Source organism: Rhodococcus sp. YH3-3, from assembly GCF_001653035.1.
In the GTDB taxonomy this organism is placed as follows: Bacteria; Actinomycetota; Actinomycetes; order Mycobacteriales; family Mycobacteriaceae; genus Rhodococcus_F; species Rhodococcus_F qingshengii.
The window spans coordinates 2535701-2561992 of record NZ_BCWH01000001.1 but is presented as its reverse complement, the minus strand read 5'-3'; the positions used below and the strand labels follow the sequence as shown (position 1 = coordinate 2561992).

Sequence of the window (26292 nt, the reverse complement as noted above, 5' to 3'; positions counted from 1 at the left end):
ACACAATCGAGGAGTACCACCGCATGTCTGACAACCAGGATCTCCGGATCGCAGTGCTCGGCGTCGGCATCATGGGGGCCGATCACGTCGACCGCATCACCAACAAAATCGGCGGTGCCCGCGTCACCGTCGTCAACGACTACTCTCTCGCCCGCGCCGAGGAAATCGCAGCACTGACGCCAGGGGCGCGCGTCGTCGTCGATCCGTTCGATGCCATCGCAGCCGAGGACGTCGACGCCGTTGTTCTCGCAACCCCGGGCCCGACCCATGAGAAGCAGGTTCTTGCCTGCCTCGAAGCGGGCAAGCCTGTTCTCTGCGAAAAGCCGCTGACCACCGACGCGGACAGTTCGCTCACGATCGTCAAAGCCGAAGCAGCGCTGGGCAAGAAGCTGATCCAGGTCGGCTTCATGCGGCGATTCGACCACGAATACACCCAGCTCAAGGATTTGATCGACAGCGGCGATCTCGGTCGCCCGCTCGTGCTGCACTGTGCGCATCGTAATCCTGCGGTTCCGAAGGGTTTCGACAGCGCGATGATCGTCAAGGACTCACTCGTCCACGAGGTCGACGTGACACGATTCCTGCTCGACGAAGAGATCACCTCAGTGCAGATCATCCGACCGGCCGCGAATTCGCTTGCTCCCGAGGGCATTCAAGACCCACAGATCGCGATATTCGAGACCGAGTCCGGCAGACACGTCGACGCCGAGGTGTTTGTCACCACCGGAGTTGCCTACGAGGTGCGCACCGAAGTTGTCGGCGAACTCGGAAGCGCGATGATCGGACTCGACGTGGGACTGATCCGAAAGACCAAGCCCGGCAACTGGGGTGGGCAGATCACCCCAGGATTCCGCGAACGCTTCGGGCAGGCCTACGACACCGAGTTCGCCCGGTGGATCAAGGCAGTGAAGACGGGCGCCGGCACCGGCAACTACATCGACGGACCAGGTGCTTGGGACGGGTACGCCGCGGCCGCTGTCTGCGCCGCCGGTGTGAAGTCTCTGGAGACGGGTCAGCGCGTCGTCGTGGACATGGTTGCGCGCGACTCTGTGGCCGGAGCTTAGCGATGAAGGTCGCACTCGACCCCACACCTTTCCATCACGATTACTCACTACTCGAGCTACCTCAGGTTGTTGCCGATCTCGGGTACGAGTACCTGCAGCTCACACCGCACGTCGACATGATCCCGTTCTTCAATCACCCGAAAGCCGACGACGCGCTCGTCGCCAAATTTCGGAAAGCTTGCGCGAGTGCTGGGGTCGGCATCGCGTCGGTACTCCCGGTCCTTCGCTGGTCCGGCCCGGACGAGGACGCCCGCGAAGCAGCCGTGCGTTACTGGAAGCGGGCCATCCAGATCACGGTCGATCTCGGTGTCAACGTCATGAACACCGAATTCTCCGGCCGCCCCGAAAAGGCCGAAGAGTCCGAGCGTGCGTTCTATCGTTCGATGGAGGAACTGGTTCCGATCATCGAACGCGAGGGAATCGACGTCCTGATCGACCCCCACCCGGACGATTTTGTCGAAGACGGACTAGCCGCGATCCGCACGATCCGTGGTGTGAACTCCAAGAACCTCGGCATGGTGATCGTGGCGTGCCACCAATTCCACATGGGTGGGGACCTTCCCGCCATCATGGAGGCCGCCGGCGACATGGTCCGACTCGTTCACGTGGCGGACACCATGGATCATCACCGTTCCCACGGACTGCGCTACATCACCAACCCGCCAGGCAATGCCGTTCGAGTGCATCAGCATCTCAAAATCGGTGACGGAGACGTCAACTGGGACGAATTCTTCGGCGGTCTCGGCAAACTCGGCTTCTACGAACGTGAGAACACCGTGATGGTGTCGAGTGTCTTCGCCGAGAACGAAAACGCGCACGAGGTTTCCCGGTACCAGCGCGAGACGATGAACGACTACGTCGCCAAGTACACCTCCCCGAACTCCTGAGTCACCAGACCACTAGGAAATACCATGACCAGCACTGATACTCGTGTCATCGCGCACTGGCTGGACGGCAAGCCGTTCGCCGGAACGTCCGAGGACACCGCCACCGTCACCAACCCCGCCACCGGACAGATCATCGGCCGACTGGCCCTGGCGAACCTCGAGGACGCCCGCGCTGTCATCGACGCGGCTGCGGCGGCCTTCCCCGCCTGGCGTGACACCTCACTGGCCCGGCGCACACAGGTACTGTTCAGCTTCCGCGAACTCCTCAACGCTCGCAAAGGTGAACTCGCCGAGATCATCACAGCCGAGCACGGCAAGGTTCTCTCCGACGCCCTCGGCGAAATCAGCCGCGGGCAGGAAGTTGTCGAATTCGCTTGCGGAATACCGCATCTCCTCAAGGGCGGATACACCGAGAATGCATCGACCAAGGTCGACGTCTACTCCATCCGCCAACCCCTCGGCCCCGTCGGCATCATCTCGCCCTTCAACTTTCCCGCGATGGTCCCCATGTGGTTCTTCCCGGTCGCCATTGCCGCCGGGAACACCGTGATTCTCAAGCCCTCGGAGAAGGACCCCACCGCGGCGATCTGGCTCGCCGAACTCTGGGCCGAAGCCGGTCTGCCCCCCGGCGTCTTCAACGTCCTCCAAGGTGACAAGCTCGCCGTCGACGAACTTCTGGAAAACAAAGCAGTCAAAGCGATTTCGTTTGTCGGATCCACCCCCATCGCCCAGTACGTCTATGCCACCGGCACCGCCAACGGCAAACGCGTGCAAGCACTCGGCGGCGCCAAGAACCACGCCATCGTTCTGCCGGACGCCGACCTCGACCTCGCCGCCGACGCAATGGTCAACGCGGGATTCGGCTCCGCGGGCGAACGATGCATGGCGATCTCCGCCCTGGTCGCAGTCGGCGACATCGCCGACGAACTGGTTGCCAAGATCGGCGAACGCACCACTCCCCTCGTCACCGGTGACGGCACCAAGAACTCCGACATGGGTCCGCTCGTCACTAAGGCCCATCGCGACAAGGTCGCGTCCTATGTCGATGCCGGCGAGAAGGACGGTGCCACGATCGTGGTCGACGGACGCACAGTTCAGGCCGATGGTGGACCGGACGGCTTCTGGCTCGGGCCCACCCTCATCGACCACGTCACCACCGACATGTCGATCTACACCGACGAAATCTTCGGACCTGTCCTGTCCGTCGTGCGTGTCGATACCTACGACCAAGCCCTCGAACTGATCAACAACAACCCGTACGGAAACGGCACCGCCATCTTCACCAACGACGGCGGCGCTGCCCGACGCTTCCAGAACGAGGTGGAGGTCGGAATGATCGGCATCAACGTCCCCATCCCGGTTCCCATGGCCTACTACAGCTTCGGCGGCTGGAAGAACAGCCTCTTCGGTGACACCCACGCTCACGGGACAGAAGGTGTTCATTTCTTCACGCGAGGTAAAGCCGTCACCAGTCGCTGGCTCGACCCCAGCCACGGCGGAATCAACCTCGGCTTCCCCGAGAACAGTTAGCCGGCAAGACATCTGTGGCCGAGACTCTCGAAGAGGCTCGGCCACAGATGTTTTCGAAAGGTCTACGTGACCGTGGGGTGGTACGTCAGTACTTGAACTCCGGATTCGTACCGACGATCGTCCTTCAACTCGAGGACGATCTTGTCGGCCGATTCGGGGAACACTCTCCCGCCGGACCCGAGAATGACCGGGAAGACCATCAGGCGCAACTCGTCGACCAGACCGGCCAGCAACAACGCGTGGACGAGCGTCCGACTTCCCGCGACCAGGATCTCGCCGTCGATCTGCTCCTTGAGCTTCGGGACAGATTCCTCGATGGGACCGTCGAGCGCCGTCGAGTTGTTCCATTCGAGCGGTTCGGTCGAACTCGTGACGACGTACTTGGGCATCTCGTTCATCTTGTCCGCAAAGCCTTGGTCGTCCTCGCGCTCGGGCCAGGCACCGGCGAAGCTCTCGTAGGTCCGCCGCCCGAGCAGAAGGACGTCCGCGGCGAGGGTTTCGTCGAGTTTGAACTTCATCTGATCGCCCTCCTGGTACGGAAAGACCCATCCAGTGTGCGCGTAACCCGGTTCGCCACCGGGAGCTTCCATCACCATGTCCAAGGACACGAATTCTGTCACCACGATCTTGCCCATACCGATCCCCTGTCGTCAGTGCGTGTGCGCCATTCGAGTAGCCGACTACCCCACTGTTACAGACTCTGCGTGGTGGTGGAACTCATCGGCGGCGATCTCCGATTGTCACCACATAAAGACGTCAGCACACAACCCAGGCACCGTTCTCCTTGATCAACGTGATGTCTTCGCGCATCATCTCGGACGGATCCTCGGTGCTGTAATGGCGGGTGTTGGCTGTCGCCGAATCCCCGTTCACGACGATGTTCTCCACTCCGTCCAGCCTCAGACTGGCAAGTGCGTCGTCGAACGGCGACTCTTCGACTCGCGGACTCTCCCTGCGCATCGAACTGCATTGAGTGCTGTCCACTGCCTCCCAGTCCCTTTCGGCCATGAATTCGAAACTCTGACCGACGACCGCAGAGATTTGGCTCTCGGCCGACGGATCCGAATCGCCGGAACATCCGACGACAGCGGTCAATGCTCCAACGAGCGTCATTGCCGCGAGCGTCTGGCGTCCACGCGTGCCTGCGAAGTTCATCCATCCACTATGACCGATGTACAAACCGAATCGCCTGTTTTCGATCCCTCTGCTTGCGTGGCGATTCGGACGTTCCCTCACGTTCGCATACCCTCGTATATCGATGATGTGGCGTCGAAAGTGTGCAGTGGCAGTTGCCGGAACAGTGCTCTCAGGGAGCATTGCGTTTACCGGTGTCGTCGGGACCTCGGGAGTGGCCGGCGCCCAACCGGCCCCGCCGCCGCCCACCACCACCACCGAAGCGCCGTTCACAACACCCAACACCGACAGCTGCCCGTTCACGAGTAGCCCGGCACCGGCGATCGATCTCTCCGAAGCACCCGCGCCCGGATCTACGGCCCCGACTGCTGTCCCGATTCCGGAAAGCCCTGTCGGTGGAGACAAGCTCGGCGAGTGCGGTGTTGTACTCCCTGACGGCGCTCCCCCGCTCCCGGCGGATATCGCGGCATCCGGATGGGTACTCGCGGACGCCGAAACCGGCGAGGTCCTCGCCGCCAAAGATCCGCACGGTCGCTACCGCCCCGCCAGCACCATCAAGATGCTCTTGGCTCTTGTCGCGCTCGACGAACTCGATCTCGACACCGAAATCACCGCAACGGCCGAAGACGCGGACGCTGAAGGTAGCGCTGTCGGCATCGGCAAGGGCGGCAAGTACACCAACCGGCAACTGATGCAGGGTCTGGTCATGGCGTCGGGAAACGATGCCGCGCATGCTCTTGCCCGCCAACTCGGCGGTGACGCTGCAGCCGTGTCGAAAATGAACGCGCTCGCGGCCGAACTCGGCGCCCTCGACACTCGCACGGCAACTCCATCCGGACTCGACGGCCCGGGGATGAGCAGCTCGCCGTACGACCTGGCCGTGATTTTCCATACCGCCCTGCAGAATCCGACGTTTGCCGGTCTGATCCATACCGAGACCGTCGAATTTCCCGGCTTCCCCAAGGATCCGACGATTCCCGACGATCAGGACCGCCCCGGATTCACTCTCGCCAACGACAATCAGCTGCTCTACAACTACGACGGCGCATTGGGCGGCAAGACCGGCTTCACCGACGACGCCCGCCACACGTATGTGGGTGGCGCGGAGCGTAACGGCCGGAAACTACTGGTGACATTGATGGGCGGCGAAGCCAAGCCGATCCGTCCGTGGGAACAAGCTGCCCGTCTACTCGACTACGGATATGCACTCCCCGCGAGCACAACCGTCGGCTCGTTGACGGACCGATCCACCGACGATTCCAGTCCCGATGTCACTCGCACACCGTCTGCCGCTGCACCAGGCTCGATCTCGGCAGCACCCACCGCTACCGACGCCGAATCCGACACCACTGACCGCATCCTCATCGGTGCTGTCGGTGGAGTAGTGGTGATCGCGCTGGTGGCGGGAGCCGTTGCCCTCAACCGTCGGAGGCGCTAGCGCGGCCGACGACGCATGAAGCCCGAAAGACCCAGGCCGGCAACCGCACCCGTGGCGATCAGCGCAGCCACGCGAGACGGTGAAGCACCGTCACTGACAACGATTCGCGGCGAGATCACGGCGGGATCCGGCGGCGGAACGAACGCCAGGGCCATACTTTCCTTGGTCGTCGCCGCCCACGCCGTGCAGAACAGCAGCATCCGTGACGCCGTGAACACGAACACGAGCAAACCGATGATCGGACCGAATGCCACGCCCGCTGGTCCGTTGGTGACGGCAGCGAGGTAGATCGCACCCACCTGCTTGAAGATCTCGAACACAATCGCGGCGATAACCGCTGCCTGCGCAGCGCTACGCAGCGTGACAGGCTCGCGCGGCAGCCGGGCGATCACCCACAGGAACACCGCCCACGTCGCCAGGAGTGAGAGCAACAGTGAAACAACTCTGAGCCCCACGCCGACACCGGTGATGTTCTCGAGGTTGAGCCATTTCACGATCTGAGTCGCAACCGGCCCACTGCTCAGCGCCGACATTCCCAGTGAGACGACCATGGCGACAGCCAGACCGACGAGGGCCCCTGCGTCACCAAGTTTGGTACGTACGAACCCCTTGGGCTCGCGCTTGCTCTCCCACATCGCCGTCAGCGCGTCGCGAACATTTGCCATCCAACCGAGACCCGCGTACGCAGCACCCAGGAGGCCGAAGATTCCGACGCTCGCGCGCGAGTCGATGGCCGAATCGATCAGCGTGTTGATGGTGTCACCCAAGCTGCCCGGAATGCTCTTGGTGATCTGCTCCTGAATCGACTCCAGGTACTCGGGATGCCCGGCCAATACGAAACCGGCCACTGCAAACGCGACCATCATGATCGGAATCAACGCGAGAACGCTGAAGTACGTGATACCAGCAGCGTAATAGTCGCCTTTTTGCTCTTGAAACCGTCCGGCCGCGCGAACCAGATGATCGAGCCAGGGTCGCGCTGCCCGTTGCTTCTCGAGAAAGCTCGGTGCGTCGTCGTCCGTGTCAGCCATTGCCGTCCCCCTCATGTTCGGTCAGGCGTCGTGAGTCCGAATTCGCGTAAGTCAGCCCTTCGGTGCCAGGAATCCGACCTTGTCATAGACAGCGGCGAGAGTGCGTGAAGACACCTCACGGGCGCGGTGCGCTCCGGCCGCGATGATGCGATCCAGCTCTGCCTCGTCGGCAAGGTAACCGTCGACCTTCGCCTTGAGTGGGGTGACGAACTCGGTCAGCACGTCAGCGGTATCGGTCTTGAGGTCGCCGTACCCCTTGCCCTCGTAACCGGCCACCAGAGTCTCGATCGGTACTCCCGAGAGAGCCGACTGAATGGTGAGCAGGTTGCTGACGCCCGGCTTGGCCTGCGGGTCGAAACGAATCTCGCGCTCGTTGTCGGTGACGGCCGACTTGATCTTCTTCGCCGACACCTTCGGGTCGTCGAGCAGATTGATCAGTCCGGCCGCACTGGCAGCGGACTTGCTCATCTTCGCGGTTGGATCCTGCAGGTCGTAGATCTTTGCCGTGCCCTTGATGATCTGCGGCTCGGGAACGACGAACGCCTTGCCGTAGCGGGTGTTGAACCGGCCGGCCAGATCGCGTGCGAGTTCGAGGTGCTGACGCTGATCCTCACCCACGGGGACTCGCTGCGGGCGGTACAGAAGGATGTCCGCGGCCATCAGAACCGGATACGTGAACAAGCCGACACTGGCGTTGTCGCTGCCTTGCTTGGCGGACTTGTCCTTGAACTGCGTCATACGGCTGGCTTCACCGAAACCGGTGATGCAGTTCAGGACCCACGCCAACTGTGCGTGCTCGGGAACCTGACTCTGCACGAACAGCGTCGCCCGATCCGGATCGATCCCCACCGCAAGGAGCTGAGCGACCGCAACCTTGGTGCGACGACGCAATTCCTTCGGGTCCTGCGTCACCGTGATGGCGTGAAGATCCGGAATGAAGTAGAAAGCGTCGAAATCGTCCTGCAACGGAACCCACTGCTGCAGCGCACCCAGGTAGTTGCCGAGGTGGAAAGAATCCGACGTCGGCTGGATTCCGGAAAGCACGCGAGGCTTTGCGGTGGGCTTCTGTTCTGCAGGGGTCGACATGGTTCCGATCTTTTCACGAGTGGAAATCAGTGCAGTGGCGTGGTGCCCGGGTAGTCGAGTTCGACGAGGTCTTCACCGTGGGCGGCGAGGTCCTCCGCACCGAACTGGTAGACGGTCCGGAAAACGACGGGTTCCCATTCTTCGGCGTAGAAGTCCATCGTTTCGCAGAACCACTCCAACTGATCCTGTTGCTCGGACAGTAGAGAACCCGCGCCTCGGACCACAACTACATATCCGGCGCCGAGTCCGAGGACGTCGTCGAGATCGCGCATGACATCGTCGAAAGCGTCTTTGTTTCGTCCGAAGTGGGACGGAAACTGGAAGGCTGCCGCGAACTCGTCGAAGACCTGCGCCGTTGTCCGCATGTTCTCTCCGCGAACCACCCGAACGACAAAATTCTCGGCACGGAGTTGACGTGCAAGATCATCTGCAACGGCCGGGTCGCTCTGCAGCGCCACCGAAGCCACATCCGAAGACGGATCCAGCCACTGCGCCACGCTGACCGTAGACGAATCGGACATCAGCGAATCCTCACAAACGTGTCGTAGTGATCGAGGGTGTACCACGCCGAACCGTCGTTGCCGGTGACGATTCGCTCGGCGTCGCGTCCTTGGCCGTTCTTCTTCGGGTTCACGTCCCATTCCTGATAGACGACACGTCCGCCACCGGCACCGACAGCGGGTAGGCGGCCTTCGCTGTTGCGGAAGGTGATGCCGCCCTTGGTGCCCGGCGCATTGGCGGAATCCGGCCACCTCCCGGCGTCGATCTCGACCAGCGTGGCGAGCACTCGCGCCGGCGCATCGGTGCTTGTCTGCTGCGTTGGCTTGGCAGCGGAATTCGAGGGCGCGGAACTCGACGGCGCAGCCTTGGTGGTGGCGCCAGGCTTGGCTTGAACACTCGAGGACTGAACGCTCGAGGACTTCGTACCCGACGACGCCGAACTGTCGGAGTCACGTGAAGAAAGGGTGACCGCCAGTACGAGCGCAACCACCGCCACCACGACGGTGATGATGGCGTTGCGCGTCTTTGCGCTCGGCATTTTCAGACCTTCAGACATACGCGTCTCTATCGGTACGAGACGGTGACAGGCGCATGATCCGACCAACGGAGGTCGTAGGACTCAGCGCGTTCCACGAGCGCGACCTTGGCCCGCTCGGCGTATCCGCGAGTGGCAACCTGGTAATCGATACGCCAACCCGAATCGTTGTCGAATGCCTTTCCGCGGTACGACCACCACGAGTACGGGCCCTCGACACCCGGGTGGAGGGTGCGGAAGACGTCCACCCACGCGGAATCTTCGGCGAACAGCAGATCCATCCAGGCGCGCTCCTCGGGGAGGAATCCCGAAGACTTCTTGTTGGTCTTCCAGTTCTTGAGGTCGAGTTCGGTGTGCGCGATGTTCCAATCGCCGCTGACCACCACGTGACGATCGGCAGCCTCGGCCGCCGCAGCGGTGGTAGCGAGGTGAACTGCGAAGGATGCCATGAACCGCTCCTTCTCCTCCTGCTTCGGCGTGAGCGCCTCACCGGAGGGCAGGTACAGGCTCGCGACGGTCAGATCCGCGAAGTCGGCTTCGATGTATCGACCGGCGTCGAGAAACTCGTCGTCCCCGTGACCGATCCGCACCGCGTCCGGTTCCGTGCGTGAGAGCATCGCGACTCCGTTGCGTCCCTTCGCGGACGGCTCGGCGGAGACGAGGAACCATCCGTTGCCGAGCGCTGGTTCGAGAGTCTCGCGAAGCTGATCGTCCGACGCACGCGTTTCCTGAAGGCAGATGAAATCCGCCGACGTCTTCTCCAGCCAGTCGAGCATGCCCTTGCGGGCAGCTGCTCGAACGCCGTTGACGTTCACGGACGTGATGGTGTGGGGCGCAAGAATGTGGGAGTCAGCAGTTTGTGGCACGGCAAGCACCGTAGCGGATTCCACCGACGCGGATGGGCGCCCAGGTCAGCGCGCGGCCCTACGCTGCAGAATCACCGCTACCGCCAGCACGACGAGACCCGCGACGGCCAGCAACGACCCCACCGCTGCCGGCGCGGTGTACCCGTAACCGGCTGCGATGACGACGCCGCCGATCCACGCTCCGAAGGCGTTGGCGATGTTGAGTGCGGCGTGATTGAGAGACGCGGCCAAGGTCTGAGCATCCTCGGCGACATCCATCAACCGTGTCTGGAGGCCAGGCACCATCGACGACCCGGCGAGCCCGATGAGGAAGACGAAGACGAGCGCCGTGTACGGATTGCGCACGGCGATAACGAAGATCGCGAGGATGACCACGAGGGATCCCATCGACAGGAACAAGCCCTTCATCAGTGCGCGATCCGCGAGGTATCCACCGACGAAGTTGCCGGCCACCATGCCCAGTCCGTACAGCATGAGTGCGAGGGGAATGAACGAAACGCCAAGCCCGGACACGTCGGTGAGAGTCGTACTGATGTAGGTGTAGACGGCAAACATCCCGCCGAATCCGACCATGCCCACGATCAGGGTCATCCACACCTGAACGCGGCCCAGTGCCCCGAGTTCGGTGATCGGATTCGTCACCGGCATGCCGTCCAACCGCGGAATCCAGACGAACAGCGAAGCAACCGTTGCCACTCCGATCACCGCAACCAAGGCGAAGGCGCTGCGCCAGCCGAGTGCCTGGCCGATCCAGGCCGCGACCGGTACCCCGATCACGTTGGCCACGGAAAGACCCATCATCACCATGGCGACGGCCTTCGCGCGTTTTCCCGGTTCGGCCAGGTGAGCTGCGACCAGTGCGGCGACTCCGAAATACGCGCCGTGCGGCAATCCGGCGACGAAGCGGGCCATCATCAGCGTCGTGTACGAGGGCGCGAAAACCGAGGCGGCATTGCCGACGGTGAACGCGACCATGAGTGCGATCAACAGGGTGCGGCGCGGTACTCGTGCGGTGAGTGCAGCGATCAGCGGAGCGCCGACGACAACTCCGAGCGCGTATGCGGAGATCACGTGACCCGCGACGGGTTCCGAGACGCCGAGTCCGGATGCCATTTCCGGGAGCAACCCCATGGCGACGAACTCGGTTGTGCCGATACCGAAACCACCGAGAGCGAGAGCGAGCATCGCCGGACCTCTGGCGGAACGAACCCCGGGTGTCGAGGTGTCAGAACGGGAGAGGGTAGACGAAGTCACTGACCAATTGTGGTCTCACACCTGGTTGAACTTCCAAGTGAGAGCGGGTGAGTTCACTCACGTGAGACCGCGAACACAAATGGGACGCCCGGTTTCCCAGACGTCCCATTTGACAGGTGAAGCGGTGAATCTACTTCGCGGCCATGGCCTTCTGCAGGTTCACGTCGAGCGCGCCGAGGAACTCCTCGGTGGTCAGGTAGCCCTGATCGCCGCCGACCAGCATCGAGAGGTCCTTGGTCATCTGGCCGCTTTCGACGGTCTTGATGACAACGTCTTCGAGCGCCTGCGCGAAGCCGATGACCTCAGGGGTGCTGTCGAGCTTGCCACGGTGCTCGAGTCCGCGGGTCCACGCGAAGATGGACGCGATCGGGTTGGTCGAGGTGGGCTTGCCCTGCTGGTGCTGACGGTAGTGACGCGTCACGGTGCCGTGAGCAGCCTCTGCCTCACAGGTCTTTCCGTCCGGTGTCAGCAGAACCGACGTCATGAGGCCGAGCGAGCCGAAGCCCTGGGCCACGGTGTCGGACTGGACGTCGCCGTCGTAGTTCTTGCATGCCCAGACGTATCCGCCCTCCCACTTGAGAGCGGAAGCGACCATGTCGTCGATGAGGCGGTGCTCGTAGGTCAGACCTGCAGCATCGAACTCAGCCTTGAACTCGGTCTCGTAGACGTGCTGGAAGATGTCCTTGAAGGCACCGTCGTACGCCTTGAGAATGGTGTTCTTGGTGGACAGGTACACCGGGTAGTTCTGCTGCAGTCCGTAGGTGAGCGACGCGCGAGCGAAGTCACGGATGGACGTGGTGAAGTTGTACTGCCCCTGGACGACGCCGCCCTCTTCGGGGAAGTTGACCAGTTCGTGCTCGATCGGTGCGCTGCCGTCCTCAGGCGTGTAGGTGATCATCACCTTGCCGGGGCCGGGGACCTTGAAGTCTGTGGCGCGGTACTGGTCGCCGAATGCGTGACGGCCGATGATGATCGGCTTGGTCCAGCCCGGAACGAGTCGCGGAACGTTGGAGATGATGATCGGTGCGCGGAAGATCGTGCCGCCGAGAATGTTGCGGATCGTTCCGTTCGGGGAACGCCACATCTTCTTGAGACCGAATTCCTCGACACGTGCCTCGTCCGGCGTGATCGTGGCGCATTTGACGCCGACGCCGTGCTTCTGGATCGCGTGCGCTGCGTCGATGGTGACCTGGTCGTCGGTCTCGTCGCGGTACTCGATACCGAGGTCGTAGTACTCGAGGTTCACATCGAGATACGGATGGATCAACTTGTCTTTGATGAACTGCCAGATAATGCGCGTCATCTCATCGCCGTCGAGTTCGACGACGGTGCCCTCAACCTTGATTTTGGACATGGGTGCTTCGCGTCCTCCTAGGAAGTTTCCCTGGTTACACGGTTGCGGTCACACTTTGTGAGTGGGTCCGCGAACGGTTCGATTATCAAACCTAGACGGTGTGGACTGATCTCGGGAGATGAGTCCCAAACAAGACAAGCGTACTGCTAACCCGTGAGGCCGCAACCGGCAGGTCCACTCATCGGTCTCTACTCGCGAGTAACTTTTGCCTGCTAGTGGGCTGCGTCGCTCTGCCTCGCGTGCGGTTGCGGCTCACATTTCGCCCCGTGTCAGGACTGCGCTCACTTCCCGGTAGAATCCGACTTGGTCATGAGTGCCAGCGTCAAGCCCCGGCTCGCTGGACGGCAACCCTCCAACCGCGGTGGGGTGCCCCGGGTGATGACCAGGTTTCCCGACGTGGATCTGCTCGCGCAGTTCCACCGCAATTCGGGTGACAAGCGCGGGTCCGACAGGGACGGACCCCAGACCGGGCCGAGCCCCACGGAGGTATTTCAGTATGTGTCGCACTTGTAGATAGACCCCAGCACGGGGCGGCGATCATTCGCCCCCGTCCGACATCTATCCGTCAGACCACTGGAGTGAACAAATCATGACCGACAACACAGCCGACGCCGCAGCAACTTCGGATCCGACCGCGAACTGGTCGTTCGAGACCAAGCAGGTGCACGCCGGACAAACAGCGGACACCGCCACAAATGCGCGCGCTCTGCCGATCTACCAGACCACCAGCTACGTCTTCGACAGCACCGATCACGCTGCGGCACTGTTCGGCCTCGCCGAGCCGGGCAACATCTACACGCGGATCATGAATCCCACACAGGACGCCGTCGAGCAGCGCATCGCTGCCCTCGAAGGCGGAGTCGCCGCACTCCTCCTCTCCTCGGGTCAGGCCGCCGAGACCATCGCGATCCTCAACATCGCCGAGGCCGGCGACCACATCGTCTCCAGCCCGTACCTGTACGGCGGCACGTACAACCTCCTGCATTACACCCTTCGCAAGCTGGGTATCGAAGTCACGTTCGTCGAGGATCCCGACAATCTCGAGCAGTGGCGCGAAGCCATTCGCCCGAATACGAAGGCGTTCTACGGCGAAACGATCGCCAATCCGAAGAACCACATCCTCGACCTACCCGGTATCTCGTCACTGGCCCACGAGAACGGTCTTCCGTTGATCGTGGACAACACAGTCGCGACGCCGTACCTGCTTCGCCCACTCGAACACGGCGCCGACATCGTCGTTCACTCCGCCACCAAATACCTTGGTGGACACGGCACCGCGATCGCCGGCGTCATCGTCGACGGTGGCACTTTCGACTGGACGCAGGGTCGCCACACGAACTTCACGACGCCTGATCCCAGCTACCACGGCGTCACCTTCGCGGACCTCGGCGCGCCGGCGTTCGCACTCAAGGCCCGCGTCCAACTGCTGCGCGATCTCGGTTCCGCCGTGGCGCCGTTCAACGCGTTCCTCATCGCGCAGGGTATCGAAACCTTGAGCCTGCGCATCGAGCGCCACGTATCCAATGCACAGAAGGTCGCCGAATTCCTCGACGGCCACGGTGAGGTGGCCTCCGTTTCCTACGCGGGACTTCCCTCCTCGCCATGGTTCGAACGTGGAAAGCAGCTGACGCCCAAGGGAACCGGCGCCATCGTCACCTTCGAGCTGCCCGGCGGTATCGATGCGGGCAAGACGTTCGTCAACGCCCTGACGCTGCACAGCCACGTCGCCAACATCGGTGACGTTCGCTCACTCGTGATCCACCCCGCCTCGACGACACACTCGCAGCTCACCCCCGAAGAGCAGCTCGCCTCCGGTGTCACACCCGGGCTCGTTCGCCTCGCGGTCGGCATCGAAGGAATCGACGACATCCTCGCCGATCTCACCGTCGGCCTGGCAGCGGTGGCAAACTCGTGACCGTGAACGAATTGGAGCCCAGGATCGACCTCCTGCCCCCACCCGACGGCCAGGTGGGGTTCGTCGACATCGGTGCCTTGGAACTCGAGAGCGGCGCGGCAATCCCATCGGTTTCGCTCGCCGTTCAGCGGTGGGGTGAGCTTTCCCCGAACCGCGACAACGTAGTACTCGTCGAGCACGCACTGACCGGAGACTCACACGTCACCGGACCGATCTCCGCGAATCAGCCCTCCCCCGGCTGGTGGAACGGGATGGTCGGCCCCGGCGAACCGATCGACACCGGCGAATGGTGCGTCATCGCAACCAATGTCCTCGGTGGTTGTCGCGGCACGACCGGTCCCAGTTCGCCGGCCGACGACGGCAAGCCGTGGGGCAGCAGGTTCCCGGAGATCTCCATCCGGGATCAGATCGCGGCGGAGAAGAAGCTCGTCGATCTCCTCGGGATCGACCAGTTGGCCTCGGTAGTCGGCGGATCCATGGGGGGCATGCGCACCCTCGAATGGGCAGTTACCTACCCGGACAGCATTCGCTCCGCGCTGGTTCTCGCAACCGGTTCACGGGCCACTGCAGATCAGATCGGCACCCAGACGACGCAGATCGCTGCCATCGTCTCCGATCCGGATTGGCAGGGCGGTGACTACCACGGAACGGGGCGGGCACCTCGCACCGGACTCGGCATCGCCCGTCGCATCGCGCACCTGACGTACCGCACCGAGTCCGAACTGGACGCGCGCTTCGAGAACTCCGCTCAGAACGACGAAAATCCTTGGAACGGTGGACGATACGCCGTACAGAGTTACCTGGAACATCAGGCAGACAAGCTGGTCGACCGCTTCGACCCGAGCACGTACGTCCTACTGACCGAGGCCATGAACCGGCACGACATCGGTCGTGGACGCGGCGGTGTTGCGGCGGCGTTGGCGTCGATCACGGCACCGGTCGTGGTGGGCGGCGTCGACTCGGATCGGCTGTATCCCCTTCGCTTGCAGGAGGAGATCGCCGACGGAATTTCCACGTGCAGCGGCCTCGAGATTCTCAAGTCCAAGGACGGACACGACGGCTTCCTGACGGAGGCGGACGCCGTCGCCGGACTGCTTCGCCGAACGATGGAGTTCGCACGTACGGCTCGCTGATTCGGCACAGAGCCACGTTTTCAGGATTCGTCAATGTCGGGAAAACCACAGCTGATCTGCGGGTTTTCCCGACATTCTCATTGGCGAACGTGAGCCGGCGCGGCTAGCATCGGCGAACGTGAATCAGCCATGCTCGACGCGCCTGCAGGCTACGTACATTCCCGAGCACATGTCCTTCGCGTTCTGGGGTGACGCAGACCCGGCAGCGCGGCTGTCGGCACTGGGGATGCCGACCGGGTCGCCGGGCGTGTGCAGGCTTGCGATCCCGGTCGACGAGTCGATCACAGCAACCGACGTCGAAGCGCAACTGCTCGACCTCACCACCGCGATCGACGCCTTCCACAACCTCGATGCTGGTCGCGGCGACCTCGGATCGTCGCTGCTCGCATGGAAGCGCGTCATCGACACCGGCGCACATGACATTCCGACCGCAGCGCATGCCGCGATCGAGCGCGACGACACGAAGATCCGAAGCGCCGAGTCCACGGTGCGGTTGTTCACGGATGCGCGTACAGCCGTGGACAGCCTTCGCCGAGCAAAGATTCAGGCGACTCTGCGCCCGTATCAAATGCAGGGAGTTGCCTGGCTGACGGCTCTGTCGGGTTCGGGTGGTGGGATCTTGGCCGACGAGATGGGTTTGGGTAAGACACTGCAAGCGGTTTCGATGATCGCGATCCGCGCCGGCGACGGTCCGCATCTGGTTGTGTGTCCCACCTCGGTCATCGGAAACTGGCGCCGCGAGATCGAGCGATTCGCTCCGCATCTGCCACTGCACGTTCATCACGGGGCCGCCCGTGCACTTCCCACTCGTATCCCCGCCGGCACTACGGTTCTGACCAGCTACAGCGTCTTGCGTTCCGACGCAGACCAATTGGCCCCGGTCCATTGGAGTTCAGTGGTCTTCGACGAGGCGCAACAGATCAAGAACCCCGCTTCCCTCGCCGCGAAAGCAGCAATGCAGTTGTCGGCGGACGTCAAGGTAGCGATGACCGGCACGCCGGTGGAGAACCGCCTCGAAGAATTGTGGTCACTCTTTCGCGTCGCAAATCCCGACGTCCTCGGAACTCGCGCACGGTTTCGTCAACGCTTTGCCGTCCCGATCGAATCCGGTCGATCGGCCACCGCGGCGACCAGACTTGCCGCGGTGATCGATCCTTTCATTCTGCGCAGAACCAAAGACACAGTGGCCAAGGATCTTCCGCCCAAACAGTTCTCCACGGTCTCGTGCACTCTGACGTCGGAACAGGCGCGCATCTACCGGTCGGCAGTTGCCGATGCGTTCGACTCCGGATTGGGCACGGGAATTGCCCGGCGCGGCAACATTCTTGCCCTTCTGACCACCCTCAAGCAGGTATGCAATCACCCGGCGCAGGTCACCGGCGATACGGACGACCTCTACGGAAGATCCGGAAAGCTCGACCGCGCAACGGAAATGATCGCCGAGATCGTCGACGACGGCGATCGCGCGCTGATATTCACGCAGTACCGGACGATGGGCGAGATGCTCTCGCGACACCTGGGAGCCGAACTGGGTATCGGTGCCGTGCCTTTCCTCCACGGCGGCCTGAACACCGACAAACGAGACGCGATGGTCGACGCGTTCCAGAACGAGACGGATTCACCACCGGTTCTGATTCTGAGCTTGCGCGCCGCCGGCTTCGGCCTCAACCTCACGCGCGCAAGTCATGTCGTGCACTACGACCGGTGGTGGAACCCAGCCGTCGAGGATCAAGCAACCGACCGGGCACACCGCATCGGCCAGAAACGCACCGTCAACGTCCATACCTTGGTGACGGGCGGTACCGTGGAGGATCACATAGCAGCGATGCACGAGTCCAAACGAGCTGTGGCCGATGCTGTCTCCGGGAACGTCGAGGCCGCGCTGGCCGATCTCCCCGACGCCGAACTGCGTGAACTTCTCGAACTCGACGGCGCGGTGATCATCTGATGGCCAACGAATTCGGCGTCACCGCTTGGGGTCGAGCGTGGCTGCGCACGGTGGAGCGGACCGCGGCGTCCGGTCCGAACCCGTCCCTGCCGACGGCTCGCACCCTGGCACGCAACGGTTCCGTGGAGTTCACCGTCGTCTCGTCGGGGACCGTCGTCGCCGAGGTGAGCACCAAGGCAAAAACTTCGTCAGTGACGATTGGTGTCCCGCTCTGGACCAAATCCGAGATCGCTGCAGTGAAGAGCCTTCTCCGTTCGGCTGGAAAGGCGAACAGATCCGTCTCCACCGGCGAACTACCGGACAGCGTCGTCACCGAACTGCAGGCTCGAAATATCGCAGTAGCCGTTGATCTTTCGGAGTGTACTGCCAGCTGCGACTGCTCAGGCCGACGCTCGCCGTGCGTTCACCATCTCGCCGCAATCTACGCCCTGGCCGGGCGAATCGACGAGGAACCGGTCCTCGCAGTGACGCTGCGAAGTGCACCGGACAAGGCCGGAAAGAAGTCGGCATCCACTCAGTCACCGGAGTGGATCCCCTTGAGCGACATCAACATCCGCTCGTTCTACGGGGACTGACCTTCTCAGTCGGTACCGAGCGGATCGATGGTCAGGGCGAGCGTCGCGATCAGCACACCCATAACGCCCATCGCCGCAGTGTCGAAGACCCTTCCACGCACCGCGAGCAACCCCACACGGTTCTCGGGAACGAACCACCGAGCGGCAGCTCCGATGATGACGGCAACACCGAAGACGAGGGCGCCGCGGCGCCACCGGTCGGCCAGCACGAGAACCACGGCCGCCGCGATCACGGCGAGGACCGCGAGCATGGGCAGATTCTTCTTCGCGAGGCCGACCAGTGAGGACATCGGACTCAGACTCCGGCCAGAACCCGCTCGGCGCGCTCGACCCCGTCGTCGGTGCGACTGACGCCGACGTCGAGGACCGCTGCCCCGGGCTTGACCATGTCTGCGGTGATGAGGCCGGGAACGCCGGCGGCAGCGACGATGATGTCGGCGCGGCGAACCTCGGCCGCGAGATCGCGGGTACCGGTGTGGCAGAGCGTGACCGTCGCGTTCTCGCTACGACGCGTCAGCAGCAATCCGATCGGGCGACCGACTGTGACGCCTCGTCCGACTACCACCACGTGTGCGCCTGCAATAGGGACCTCGTAGCGGCGCAGGAGATGCAGGATTCCACGCGGGGTGCACGGCAGCGGGGCTTCCTTGCCCAACACCAGTCGACCGAGGTTGACCGGGTGCAAGCCGTCGGCGTCCTTGTCGGGGTCGATGCGCTCGAGGGCTGCGTTCTCGTCAAGGTGCTTGGGAAGCGGCAACTGCACGATGTAGCCGGTGCACTCGGGATTGGCATTGAGCTCGTCGATCGTCGCGTTGAGCTGCTCCTGCGTGATGTCGGCAGGCAGGTCGCGTCGCAAAGAATTGATACCGACCTTGGCGCAGTCGTTGTGCTTGCCGCGCACGTAAGCCGCGGATCCGGGGTCGTCGCCCACCAGGATGGTGCCCAAGCCGGGTGTGATGCCCTCTGCCTTCAGAGCGCTCACCCGCACCTTCAGGTCTTCGAAGATTTCGTCGCGGGTAGCTTTGCCGTCGAGGATCGTTGCAGTCACGGCGACCATTGTTCCAGGTTAGGGTCGATGAGTGACAACGGCTCCGGAACTACGCGGCCCGAGGGTGCTCCTCTCCCCCGTCGCGCCCGATCATCACGCCCGTCTGCGGGCAATTCACCTGCACCCGGACGTCGTGCACTGGTGGCAAAATCCCGACGACGACTGGCCTGCAGCGCCGGAGGCTGGCACCACGCGCTACAGCATCTTCCACGGCGACCACCTGATCGGCTTCATCCAGTGGTATGAGGCGGAGGACAACCCCGACTTCCGCCACGCCGGGCTCGACTTGTTCCTCGATCCCGACTTCCACGGCCGAGGGTTCGGTCGCGAATCGATTCGCGTGCTGTGTGCCCACCTGATCGACGACCTCGCATTCCACCGTCTGGTCATCGACCCGGAGGTCGACAACTCCGTCGCCATCGCGTGCTACCGATCGGTGGGGTTCAAAGACGTCGGGGTGATGCGCGAGTATTCGCGAGATCGCCATGGTGTGTGGAAGGACGGACTGCTGATGGATCTGCTCGCACGGGAATTCATCCGCTGATCGACTGGGACGAGTTCGAAAGGACCGACATCATGTTGCTGGACAAGGAATTCACGGCCACCCTGCAGAAGAGCGACGCCAAGGGCGGGTGGACTTATGTGATCTGGCCGGAGTCCGCCGAGTTCTTCGGCACCCGCGGCCTGGTCAAGGTACGCGGGACGATCGACGGACATCCGTTCCAGAGTTCGTTCATGGCGTTGGGAGACGGTAACCACAAGCTGCCGGTCAAAGCCGATCTTCGCAAAGCCATCGGCAAGGAGACCGGCGAGCTGGTGACGGTGCGCCTCGAGGAGCGCTTGGAGAGCTAGGCGCTGCTACTTCATGTCGACGACAAGACCGTGCGCCGACGCGTACGCCACCGCCTGCATCAACTCGATCTGCGCGTTTCCGACGGACGCGGACGTCCACAGGCTCGGATCGATCCGCGCACCGCGCAGATCTGCACCTTCGAGTTTGAGTCCACCCGTACGAGCACCGGACAGATCCGCCGACGCCAGCACCGCGCCCCGCATGTCGGCCCGAACCAGGTTCGCTTCACGGAAGCGGCATGAGGTGAAGTCGATCTTTCTCAGGTCCGCCCCGCCGAGTGAGGTCAACGAGAAGTCGACTTCGTCGAGCGTCAACGGCCGGATGCGGCAACCGTCGAACGCCGACCCGAGCAAACTGCAGTTTCGGAACGTGCTGTGCCACAGGCTAGTCCGGGCAAAATTGCACGAGCGGAACGCAGTTCCCGTGTGCACGGACTCCCCCAGATCGGTGCCGGTGAAATCACAATCCGTGAACACCACCGACTCCGTCGTGAGTCCGGTGAGGTCGGCGTCTCGGAAATTGCAGTTGGTGAAAGTGCGCTGACGCCACTTCTGCCCGGCCAGCCGCGCGTCTGAATAGTCTTCGCCGACGACATCGTCGGATTCTTCGGGGAGCATGCCGTCCATACTGCCCCGCCGCACCGACACCGGTTCGATCGCCTAGGTCTCGCAGGCCACGCCGTCACCGTCACGATCAAGCTTGGACGAATAGCCGGGATCGCCGCGGTAGATCGGGGCAGCACCGGCCGCTCGCACGGCTGCACAGTTGGCGTAATACACCCCCGCGTCGGGCACCTTGGCCGGCGGCGGAACGTACGCCGGTTCTGTTGTCTTCGGCGGTGTGTATGCAGGAGCGGGCGGAACATACGGCGTAGTCGTGGTCTCCGGGACCTGCGGAACCAGCGGCACGATTGCCACGGTGGTTGTCGTCGGTGGCGGCACGATCGTTGTCGTCGTCGGCAAGAGGGACGAAGTCGTGGTCTTCGTCGTCGACGGGACCGTGCTTTTGGTTGTCGTCGCTGCAGCTGTCGTCGAAGAGGTCGCAGCAGGCGTCGTCGATTCTTCCGACTTGCCCGCTCCCGTCGCCGCGGCGATGGCAACCAGCCCCACGACTGCCGCGCCGGCGATCCACGGCCACTTACGCCGCGTCTTGCCTTCCTCGGCGCTAGTGTCCGGCACCGCCGATCCGGGTGCGCCGAAGACCTGCGTGGGAGTGCCGAAAGCCTGAGTGGGTGCGTCGACGCCCTTGGGCCGTGTCTGCGCGGTCCACTGCTGACCGTCCCAGTAACGGTCGATCGTGGGGTCGAAGGGGTCGGGGTTCCAACCGGCGGGAGGGGTCATCAAAATGTCCGTTCTGCGAAGAGTGCCGGAAATAGATTCGCACGGACTGGCCGGTTTGTTACCAATTCGCCCACACTTCCCGACCGGGTCTTCTCACGGACGTGGGCACCGATACGTCGCCCGGTACAGTTCCTCGAGTGTTCCGAGTGATGTTCCACGAGCCCCGCATCCCACCCAACACCGGAAACGCGATCCGCATGGTCGCAGGCACCGGTTGCGAACTCCACCTGGTCGGCCCTCTCGGGTTCGACTTGTCGGAGCCGAAGCTCAAGCGCGCAGGCTTGGACTACCACGACCTGGCGACTGTCACGGTCCACGAAAACCTGACCGCTGCCTGGGAAGCCGTCACCCCCGCTCGCGTGTTCGCCTTCACCGCGCACGCGACCACGTCGTATGCCGATATCGCCTACCAACCCGGCGACGTCCTGCTGTTCGGGCCCGAACCCACCGGACTGTCCGAAGAAGTATTGGCGGACGAACACGTCACCGAGCGCCTGCGTATCCCGATGCTGCCCGGACGCCGGTCCCTCAACCTGTCCAACGCTGCCGCCCTCGTGACGTACGAGGCCTGGCGTCAGCACGGGTTCAAGGGCGCTGTCTGATCGACGTCAGTAGACGTCCCGGACATAGCGCTTCTCCGCCGAAAGAGCCTTCACGTACGCCTCGGCACTGCGAGGTGCCAGTTTTCCGTGCTGAGCGACCACCCCGTTGAGGGCACTGTCGACGTCCTTGGCCATCCGGTTGGCATCGCCGCAGACGTAGAAGTGCGCTCCCTTCTGCAACCACTCCCACAGCAGTGCACCCCGCTCACGCATCCGGTCCTGCACGTAGACCTTGTCGGCTTGATCCCGGGAAAACGCGAGGTCGAGTTCGGTGAGGAATCCGTCTTTCCGCAATTCTTCGATTTCTTCGCGGTAGTAGAAGTCGGTCGCGGCGTGCTGTTCTCCGAAGAACAGCCAGTTCGGACCCGTGTGCCCCAATGCCCGCCGCTCATGCAGGAAGGCACGGAACGGTGCAATGCCGGTCCCCGGACCGACCATGATCATCGGGGTCTCGGGATCGGAAGGTGGCCGGAAGTGGGTCGACTTCTGCACGTAGATACCGATGTCGTCATCGTGAGCGTGGTCGGCGAGGTAAGTCGAGCACACTCCACGCCGTGGGACACCCGCAACGTTGTATCGCACCGCGGACACCGTCAACTGCACTTCGCGTGGGTTCTCCTTCGGACTGGAAGATATCGAATACAGCCGCGGCTGAATCGGTTTGAGCAGCGAGAGCCATTCGTCTGTCGAGGCACGAACGGGCGACTGCGCGAGAATGTCGACGGACTGTCGTCCCCACGACCAGTCTTTGAACGTGGAGACATTCTCCGGCTTCAACAACTCGGCCAGGTCCGAATCGCGGGTTCGTTGATGCACGAATCGAATCATGTCGGTCGAGATTCGAGTGATCTCCAAGCGCTCGGTGAGCGCGGTACGCAGCGTCATTTCCCCGTACTGCCCCAGTTCGACGGTCTCGTCACCGTCGAGGCCGGTAAGGGTGAGCCACTCGTCGACAAACGGAGAGCTGTTTCGGGGCCAGACTCCGAGAGCGTCGCCGGCTTCGTAACTGACCGTGTCACCTGGAAGGTGAAAGCCCAACTGCCGCACGTCTTTGGAAGAACCCGGACGGTTGAGCACGACATTGCGCGTCAAGGCTGTGGTCAGTGGCGCCTTCTTGTTGTATCGCAGCGGCGGCGACATCGCCGGTGAAATCGGCGGGGTTGCAACGGTTGTCCCAGAATTCTTCTTTGCAACGAGGACGTCGGTCGTCTCGCTGGCCACCGAGCTCCGAAGCTCAGCCGTGACCGCCTCCAGCCATCCAGCAGCGGTGTCCTCGAAATCGGGCTCGCAGTCGGCGCGATCGACGATACGACTGGCTCCCAGTTCGGCAAGGCGGGCGTCGAGCTTTCGTCCATGCCCACAGAAGTCGTCATAGTTCGAGTCGCCGAAAGCGATGACTGCATACCGCGTCTCGGCCATGCGGGGCGCCGTGTCAGCAGCTAACGCATCCCAGAAACCGCTGCCGTTGTCCGGGGATTCGCCGTCACCGGAGGTACTGGTGATCAACAGGACCTCTCGGGTGGCCGCCAGGTCGGCGGCCTGGAACTCGTCCATTGCATGCATCACCACGGGCAAGCCAACTTCCCCAAGGCGAGCAGCGCAGGCGGCGGCAAATTCTTCCGCGTTTCCGGTCTGCGATGCCCAGAGCACCACGATCGGCGCGCGTTCTGTCGCAATGCCCGGAGCCGAGGACAACGCGGGCCCGTCGGTGTCAGGGAGCGCGGTTCGCGAGTACAGGCCGGCCAGTACACCGTCGACCCACATCCGCTTTTCGGCGTCGAACGGCGCCGTCGACGGCAACGTCGGGACCCCAGCAGTGCGATCGGCGTCCGCACGCAACGCGGCGAGAAGACCGGCCAGGTAGCTCTGCTGGAGCGCATCGAATACCACTGCAGGTGTTCCTGTTTGACCGAAGACATCCGCGAGGACATCAGTTCGCGACAAAGCCCGATCAGCTGGCGCGGAAGCCACCAGCGGCGCCTCGGCGAGCACTGTTTCAGGTGTGTTCACGGCGACCTTCGTCATAGTGACAGCGCAGGCTTTGAACTCCGGTTGCTGCGAGGCAGGGTCGATGGCGTCGTTGGTGACGGCGTTGATGGACAGATATTCACCGAAGGCGTCGTTCCAGTGAAATGGGGCAAAGCAGTTCCCCGGACGCACTCGGTCGGTGACAACAGCCGGAAGCACAGCGCGACCGCGGCGTGAGGCAACCTCGATCGCATCCTGGTCGACGATGCCGAGCCTGGCGGCGTCGTCGGGATGGATCTCGACGAAGGGACCTGGGTTGAGCTTGTTCAACTTGGCCACCTTGCCGGTCTTGGTCATGGTGTGCCACTGGTGCGCGAGACGACCGGTGTTGAGCAGGAAGGGGTAGTCGTCGTCGGGCATTTCGGCGGGAAGCATGTGCGGCCGTGCGAAGAACATCGCACGGCCAGTGGCGGTGGGAAATGCGAGCCTCGGAGTGCTGCCGTCCTCGCGGATCAGGAGTCTTTGACTGACACCGTCATTGACGTATCGGATGGGATGACGGTCCTGATCACTGTCTGGCGGGCATGGCCACTGGATCGATGTCTTGCGGAGGCGCTCGTAGGTGACGCCGCGTAAGTCGTAGCCGGTCTTCGGATTCCAGAACTGCTTGATCTCTTCGAACACCTCTTCGGCACAGGTGTAGGTGAACGCTTCGGCGTACCCCATCTCGCAGGCGATCCGGGCGATGATCTGCCAATCAGGCAGCGCCTGCCCGACCGGATCCAGTGCCTGCTGAAAGAGCGTCAGGTTGCGTTCGGAATTGATCATCACTCCGTCGGACTCTGTCCACAGCGAAGCAGGCAGCAGAACATCGGCGTATTCGTTGGTCTCGGTGCCCAGGAAAGCATCCTGGGTGATGACGAGGTCGGCCTTCTCCAAGCCGTCGATGACGGTCTTGCGGTTGGCTACCGTCGCAACGGGATTGGTGCAGATGATCCAGCACGCTTTGATGTCGCCCGCCGCCATTCGGGAGAACATGTCGATGGTGCCACCGCCGATGTCGGTGCGCAGCGAGCCTTGCGGGATCCCCCACCTCTCCTCGACGAATTCGCGATCGGCGTCGACCATCACGGCGCGCTGACCTGGCAAACCTGGCCCCATGTAGCCCATTTCACGCCCACCCATGGCGTTCGGCTGACCGGTCAACGAGAACGGACCGCTGCCGGGCTTGCAGATCGCACCGGTCGCGAGGTGAAGGTTGCAGATGGCGTTGGTGTTCCACGTGCCGTGGGTGCTCTGGTTCAAACCCATTGTCCAACAGCTCATCCAGTTGGCGGCCTCACCGATCCACTGCGCTGCCGTGTGGATGTCGGCTTCGGAGATACCGGTGATCTCGCTGACCTTCGCAGGAGTGTACTCCGCGAGGAAACTGGGCATGACCTCCCAGCCTTCGGTGAAGTCGGCGATGAAGTCCGGATCGGTGTGGCCGTTTACGACGAGCAGGTGGAGTAGTCCGTTGAGTAGCGCGAGATCGGTGCCGGGAGCGATCTGCAGGAACAAGTTCGCCTTGTCGGCGGTGGCGGTGCGTCGAGGATCGACGACGATCAACTTCGCGCCCGCCTTGACCCGCTCCTGCATTCGAAGGAAGAGGATCGGATGGCAGTCCGCCATGTTCGCGCCGGTCACGAAGAACACGTCGGCATGTTCGAAGTCCTGATAGGAACCGGGCGGTCCGTCGGCCCCGAGCGATTGCTTGTATCCGGTGCCGGCACTTGCCATGCACAGTCGGGAATTCGATTCGATCTGATTGGTCCCGATGAAGCCCTTGGCCAGTTTGTTCGACAGGTACTGAGCTTCGAGTGACATCTGCCCGGACACGTACAACGCAAACGCGTCGGGACCGTGCTCGTCGATGATTGCCCGCAGGCGCTGGGCGGTGTCAGTGATGACTGCGGCCATGTCCGCCGCTTCGATCGCATCACCTCGGCGCGGACGGCGATATGCAGATTCCATGCGCCCCGGGCCTGCGAGCATGTCTGCGGTCGTGGTGCCTTTGGTGCACAGACGCCCGAAGTTGGTGGGATGTGTCTTCAGACCGGAAGACTTCGCAGCCTTCCGACGTCCCGTCTCCGGATCGGTGATGATGTCGAGGACAAGACCACAGCCGACCCCGCAGTACGCGCAGAGTGTGTCGACACTGGTGGTGGTGAGTTGAGCGCCCATCGATTCA

24 protein-coding genes, 1 pseudogene and 1 riboswitch are annotated in these 26292 nt (G+C 62.8%); of the genes and pseudogenes, 11 read left to right on the top strand and 14 right to left on the bottom strand.

The features are described from left to right. The first annotated feature begins 23 nt into the window (after positions 1-23). Genes YH3_RS11945 through YH3_RS11935 form a run of 3 tightly spaced genes read left to right on the top strand, consistent with a single transcriptional unit; the run spans position 24 to position 3481 of the window. Positions 24-1064, top strand: a complete 1041-nt coding sequence (locus YH3_RS11945) for a Gfo/Idh/MocA family protein (protein ID WP_054188147.1) — start codon at positions 24-26, stop codon at positions 1062-1064. 2 nt (positions 1065-1066) lie between these two features. Next, the gene (locus YH3_RS11940; protein ID WP_063316670.1) at positions 1067-1951 is read left to right on the top strand and encodes a sugar phosphate isomerase/epimerase family protein; all 885 of its coding nucleotides are present in this window, start codon (positions 1067-1069) and stop codon (positions 1949-1951) included. Between the two features lie 24 nt (positions 1952-1975). Continuing rightward, positions 1976-3481 (top strand): CoA-acylating methylmalonate-semialdehyde dehydrogenase, encoded by a 1506-nt coding sequence (locus YH3_RS11935; protein WP_064443392.1) that lies wholly within the window; start codon positions 1976-1978, stop codon positions 3479-3481. A 62-nt stretch (positions 3482-3543) separates the two neighbouring features. Here the strand turns inward: YH3_RS11935 and YH3_RS11930 are convergent, their stop codons facing one another. After that, the gene (locus YH3_RS11930; RefSeq protein WP_003940686.1) at positions 3544-4116 is read right to left on the bottom strand and encodes a dihydrofolate reductase family protein; all 573 of its coding nucleotides are present in this window, start codon (positions 4114-4116) and stop codon (positions 3544-3546) included. A 121-nt stretch (positions 4117-4237) separates the two neighbouring features. Continuing rightward, positions 4238-4636: a hypothetical protein gene (locus YH3_RS11925; protein WP_064443391.1), complete on the bottom strand. Its 399-nt coding sequence runs from the start codon at positions 4634-4636 to the stop codon at positions 4238-4240. Positions 4637-4739: 103 nt separating this feature from the next. Here YH3_RS11925 and YH3_RS11920 point away from each other — a divergent pair, with 103 nt between their 5' ends. Then, the gene (locus YH3_RS11920; protein ID WP_082920581.1) at positions 4740-6053 is read left to right on the top strand and encodes a D-alanyl-D-alanine carboxypeptidase family protein; all 1314 of its coding nucleotides are present in this window, start codon (positions 4740-4742) and stop codon (positions 6051-6053) included. Here YH3_RS11920 and yhjD read toward each other — a convergent pair. The 7 genes from yhjD to YH3_RS11885 all read right to left on the bottom strand — a co-directional run bounded on the left by yhjD (position 6050) and on the right by YH3_RS11885 (position 12680). Then, the gene (gene yhjD, locus YH3_RS11915) at positions 6050-7084 is read right to left on the bottom strand and encodes an inner membrane protein YhjD (RefSeq protein WP_064443390.1); all 1035 of its coding nucleotides are present in this window, start codon (positions 7082-7084) and stop codon (positions 6050-6052) included. The two genes, YH3_RS11920 and yhjD, sit on opposite strands and share 4 nt — an antisense overlap. A 51-nt stretch (positions 7085-7135) precedes the next feature. Beyond that, positions 7136-8170 (bottom strand): tryptophan--tRNA ligase, encoded by a 1035-nt coding sequence (trpS, locus tag YH3_RS11910; RefSeq protein WP_003941025.1) that lies wholly within the window; start codon positions 8168-8170, stop codon positions 7136-7138. A 26-nt stretch (positions 8171-8196) separates the two neighbouring features. After that, the gene (locus YH3_RS11905; RefSeq protein WP_007727381.1) at positions 8197-8691 is read right to left on the bottom strand and encodes a barstar family protein; all 495 of its coding nucleotides are present in this window, start codon (positions 8689-8691) and stop codon (positions 8197-8199) included. Further along, positions 8691-9209: a ribonuclease domain-containing protein gene (locus tag YH3_RS11900; protein ID WP_054800923.1), complete on the bottom strand. Its 519-nt coding sequence runs from the start codon at positions 9207-9209 to the stop codon at positions 8691-8693. Before YH3_RS11900 ends, YH3_RS11905 begins: the two co-directional genes overlap by 1 nt. 26 nt (positions 9210-9235) lie before the next feature. Beyond that, positions 9236-10081 (bottom strand): exodeoxyribonuclease III, encoded by an 846-nt coding sequence (locus YH3_RS11895; protein WP_082920563.1) that lies wholly within the window; start codon positions 10079-10081, stop codon positions 9236-9238. A 36-nt stretch (positions 10082-10117) separates the two neighbouring features. Then, positions 10118-11326, bottom strand: a complete 1209-nt coding sequence (locus YH3_RS11890) for an MFS transporter (protein ID WP_371594764.1) — start codon at positions 11324-11326, stop codon at positions 10118-10120. Positions 11327-11456: 130 nt separating this feature from the next. After that, positions 11457-12680 (bottom strand): NADP-dependent isocitrate dehydrogenase, encoded by a 1224-nt coding sequence (locus YH3_RS11885; RefSeq protein WP_003940772.1) that lies wholly within the window; start codon positions 12678-12680, stop codon positions 11457-11459. Between the two features lie 305 nt (positions 12681-12985). Then, a riboswitch (SAM riboswitch) is annotated at positions 12986-13126 on the top strand. 143 nt (positions 13127-13269) lie between these two features. On the opposite strand from YH3_RS11885, the gene YH3_RS11880 reads away from it, so the two are divergent. The 4 genes from YH3_RS11880 (at position 13270) to YH3_RS11865 (ending at position 18251) form a co-directional block, all read left to right on the top strand. Next, positions 13270-14595, top strand: a complete 1326-nt coding sequence (locus YH3_RS11880) for a bifunctional o-acetylhomoserine/o-acetylserine sulfhydrylase (protein WP_064443387.1) — start codon at positions 13270-13272, stop codon at positions 14593-14595. After that, positions 14592-15728, top strand: coding sequence for a homoserine O-acetyltransferase (locus YH3_RS11875; protein WP_064443386.1), 1137 nt, complete (start codon positions 14592-14594; stop codon positions 15726-15728). Before YH3_RS11880 ends, YH3_RS11875 begins: the two co-directional genes overlap by 4 nt. 118 nt (positions 15729-15846) lie before the next feature. Beyond that, the gene (locus YH3_RS11870; RefSeq protein ID WP_230587436.1) at positions 15847-17676 is read left to right on the top strand and encodes a DEAD/DEAH box helicase; all 1830 of its coding nucleotides are present in this window, start codon (positions 15847-15849) and stop codon (positions 17674-17676) included. Continuing rightward, positions 17676-18251, top strand: a complete 576-nt coding sequence (locus YH3_RS11865; protein WP_064443385.1) for a hypothetical protein — start codon at positions 17676-17678, stop codon at positions 18249-18251. Before YH3_RS11870 ends, YH3_RS11865 begins: the two co-directional genes overlap by 1 nt. Before the next feature lie 5 nt (positions 18252-18256). Here YH3_RS11865 and YH3_RS11860 read toward each other — a convergent pair whose 3' ends face one another. Together YH3_RS11860 and YH3_RS11855 are read right to left on the bottom strand one after the other, a co-directional pair. Further along, positions 18257-18541, bottom strand: a complete 285-nt coding sequence (locus tag YH3_RS11860) for a DUF3017 domain-containing protein (RefSeq protein WP_003940740.1) — start codon at positions 18539-18541, stop codon at positions 18257-18259. A gap of 38 nt (positions 18542-18579) precedes the next feature. Continuing rightward, a pseudogene (locus tag YH3_RS11855) lies at positions 18580-19299 on the bottom strand (bifunctional methylenetetrahydrofolate dehydrogenase/methenyltetrahydrofolate cyclohydrolase); the annotation flags it as partial. Positions 19300-19330: 31 nt separating this feature from the next. Between YH3_RS11855 and YH3_RS11850 the strand changes: the two are divergent. Together YH3_RS11850 and YH3_RS11845 are read left to right on the top strand one after the other, a co-directional pair. Beyond that, on the top strand, positions 19331-19843 hold the full coding sequence (locus tag YH3_RS11850; protein ID WP_063836256.1) for a GNAT family N-acetyltransferase: 513 nt from the start codon (positions 19331-19333) through the stop codon (positions 19841-19843). 32 nt (positions 19844-19875) lie between these two features. Then, complete coding sequence (locus YH3_RS11845) at positions 19876-20151, top strand: DUF1905 domain-containing protein (RefSeq protein WP_007727403.1); 276 nt, start codon at positions 19876-19878, stop codon at positions 20149-20151. Between the two features lie 6 nt (positions 20152-20157). Here YH3_RS11845 and YH3_RS11840 read toward each other — a convergent pair whose 3' ends face one another. Both YH3_RS11840 and YH3_RS11835 read right to left on the bottom strand, forming a co-directional pair. Next, the gene (locus YH3_RS11840; RefSeq protein WP_007727404.1) at positions 20158-20778 is read right to left on the bottom strand and encodes a pentapeptide repeat-containing protein; all 621 of its coding nucleotides are present in this window, start codon (positions 20776-20778) and stop codon (positions 20158-20160) included. A 33-nt stretch (positions 20779-20811) separates the two neighbouring features. Next, positions 20812-21492 carry an excalibur calcium-binding domain-containing protein gene (locus tag YH3_RS11835; protein ID WP_064443384.1) on the bottom strand — a complete coding sequence of 227 codons (681 nt, stop codon included), beginning with the start codon at positions 21490-21492 and terminating at the stop codon, positions 20812-20814. 137 nt (positions 21493-21629) lie between these two features. On the opposite strand from YH3_RS11835, the gene YH3_RS11830 reads away from it, so the two are divergent. Next, entirely contained in the window at positions 21630-22094 is a 465-nt protein-coding gene (locus YH3_RS11830; protein ID WP_007727408.1) for a tRNA (cytidine(34)-2'-O)-methyltransferase, read from the top strand. Between the two features lie 6 nt (positions 22095-22100). Here the strand turns inward: YH3_RS11830 and YH3_RS11825 are convergent, their stop codons facing one another. Next, positions 22101-26285, bottom strand: coding sequence for a bifunctional nitrate reductase/sulfite reductase flavoprotein subunit alpha (locus YH3_RS11825; protein WP_064443513.1), 4185 nt, complete (start codon positions 26283-26285; stop codon positions 22101-22103). Between the last annotated feature and the right edge of the window lie 7 nt (positions 26286-26292).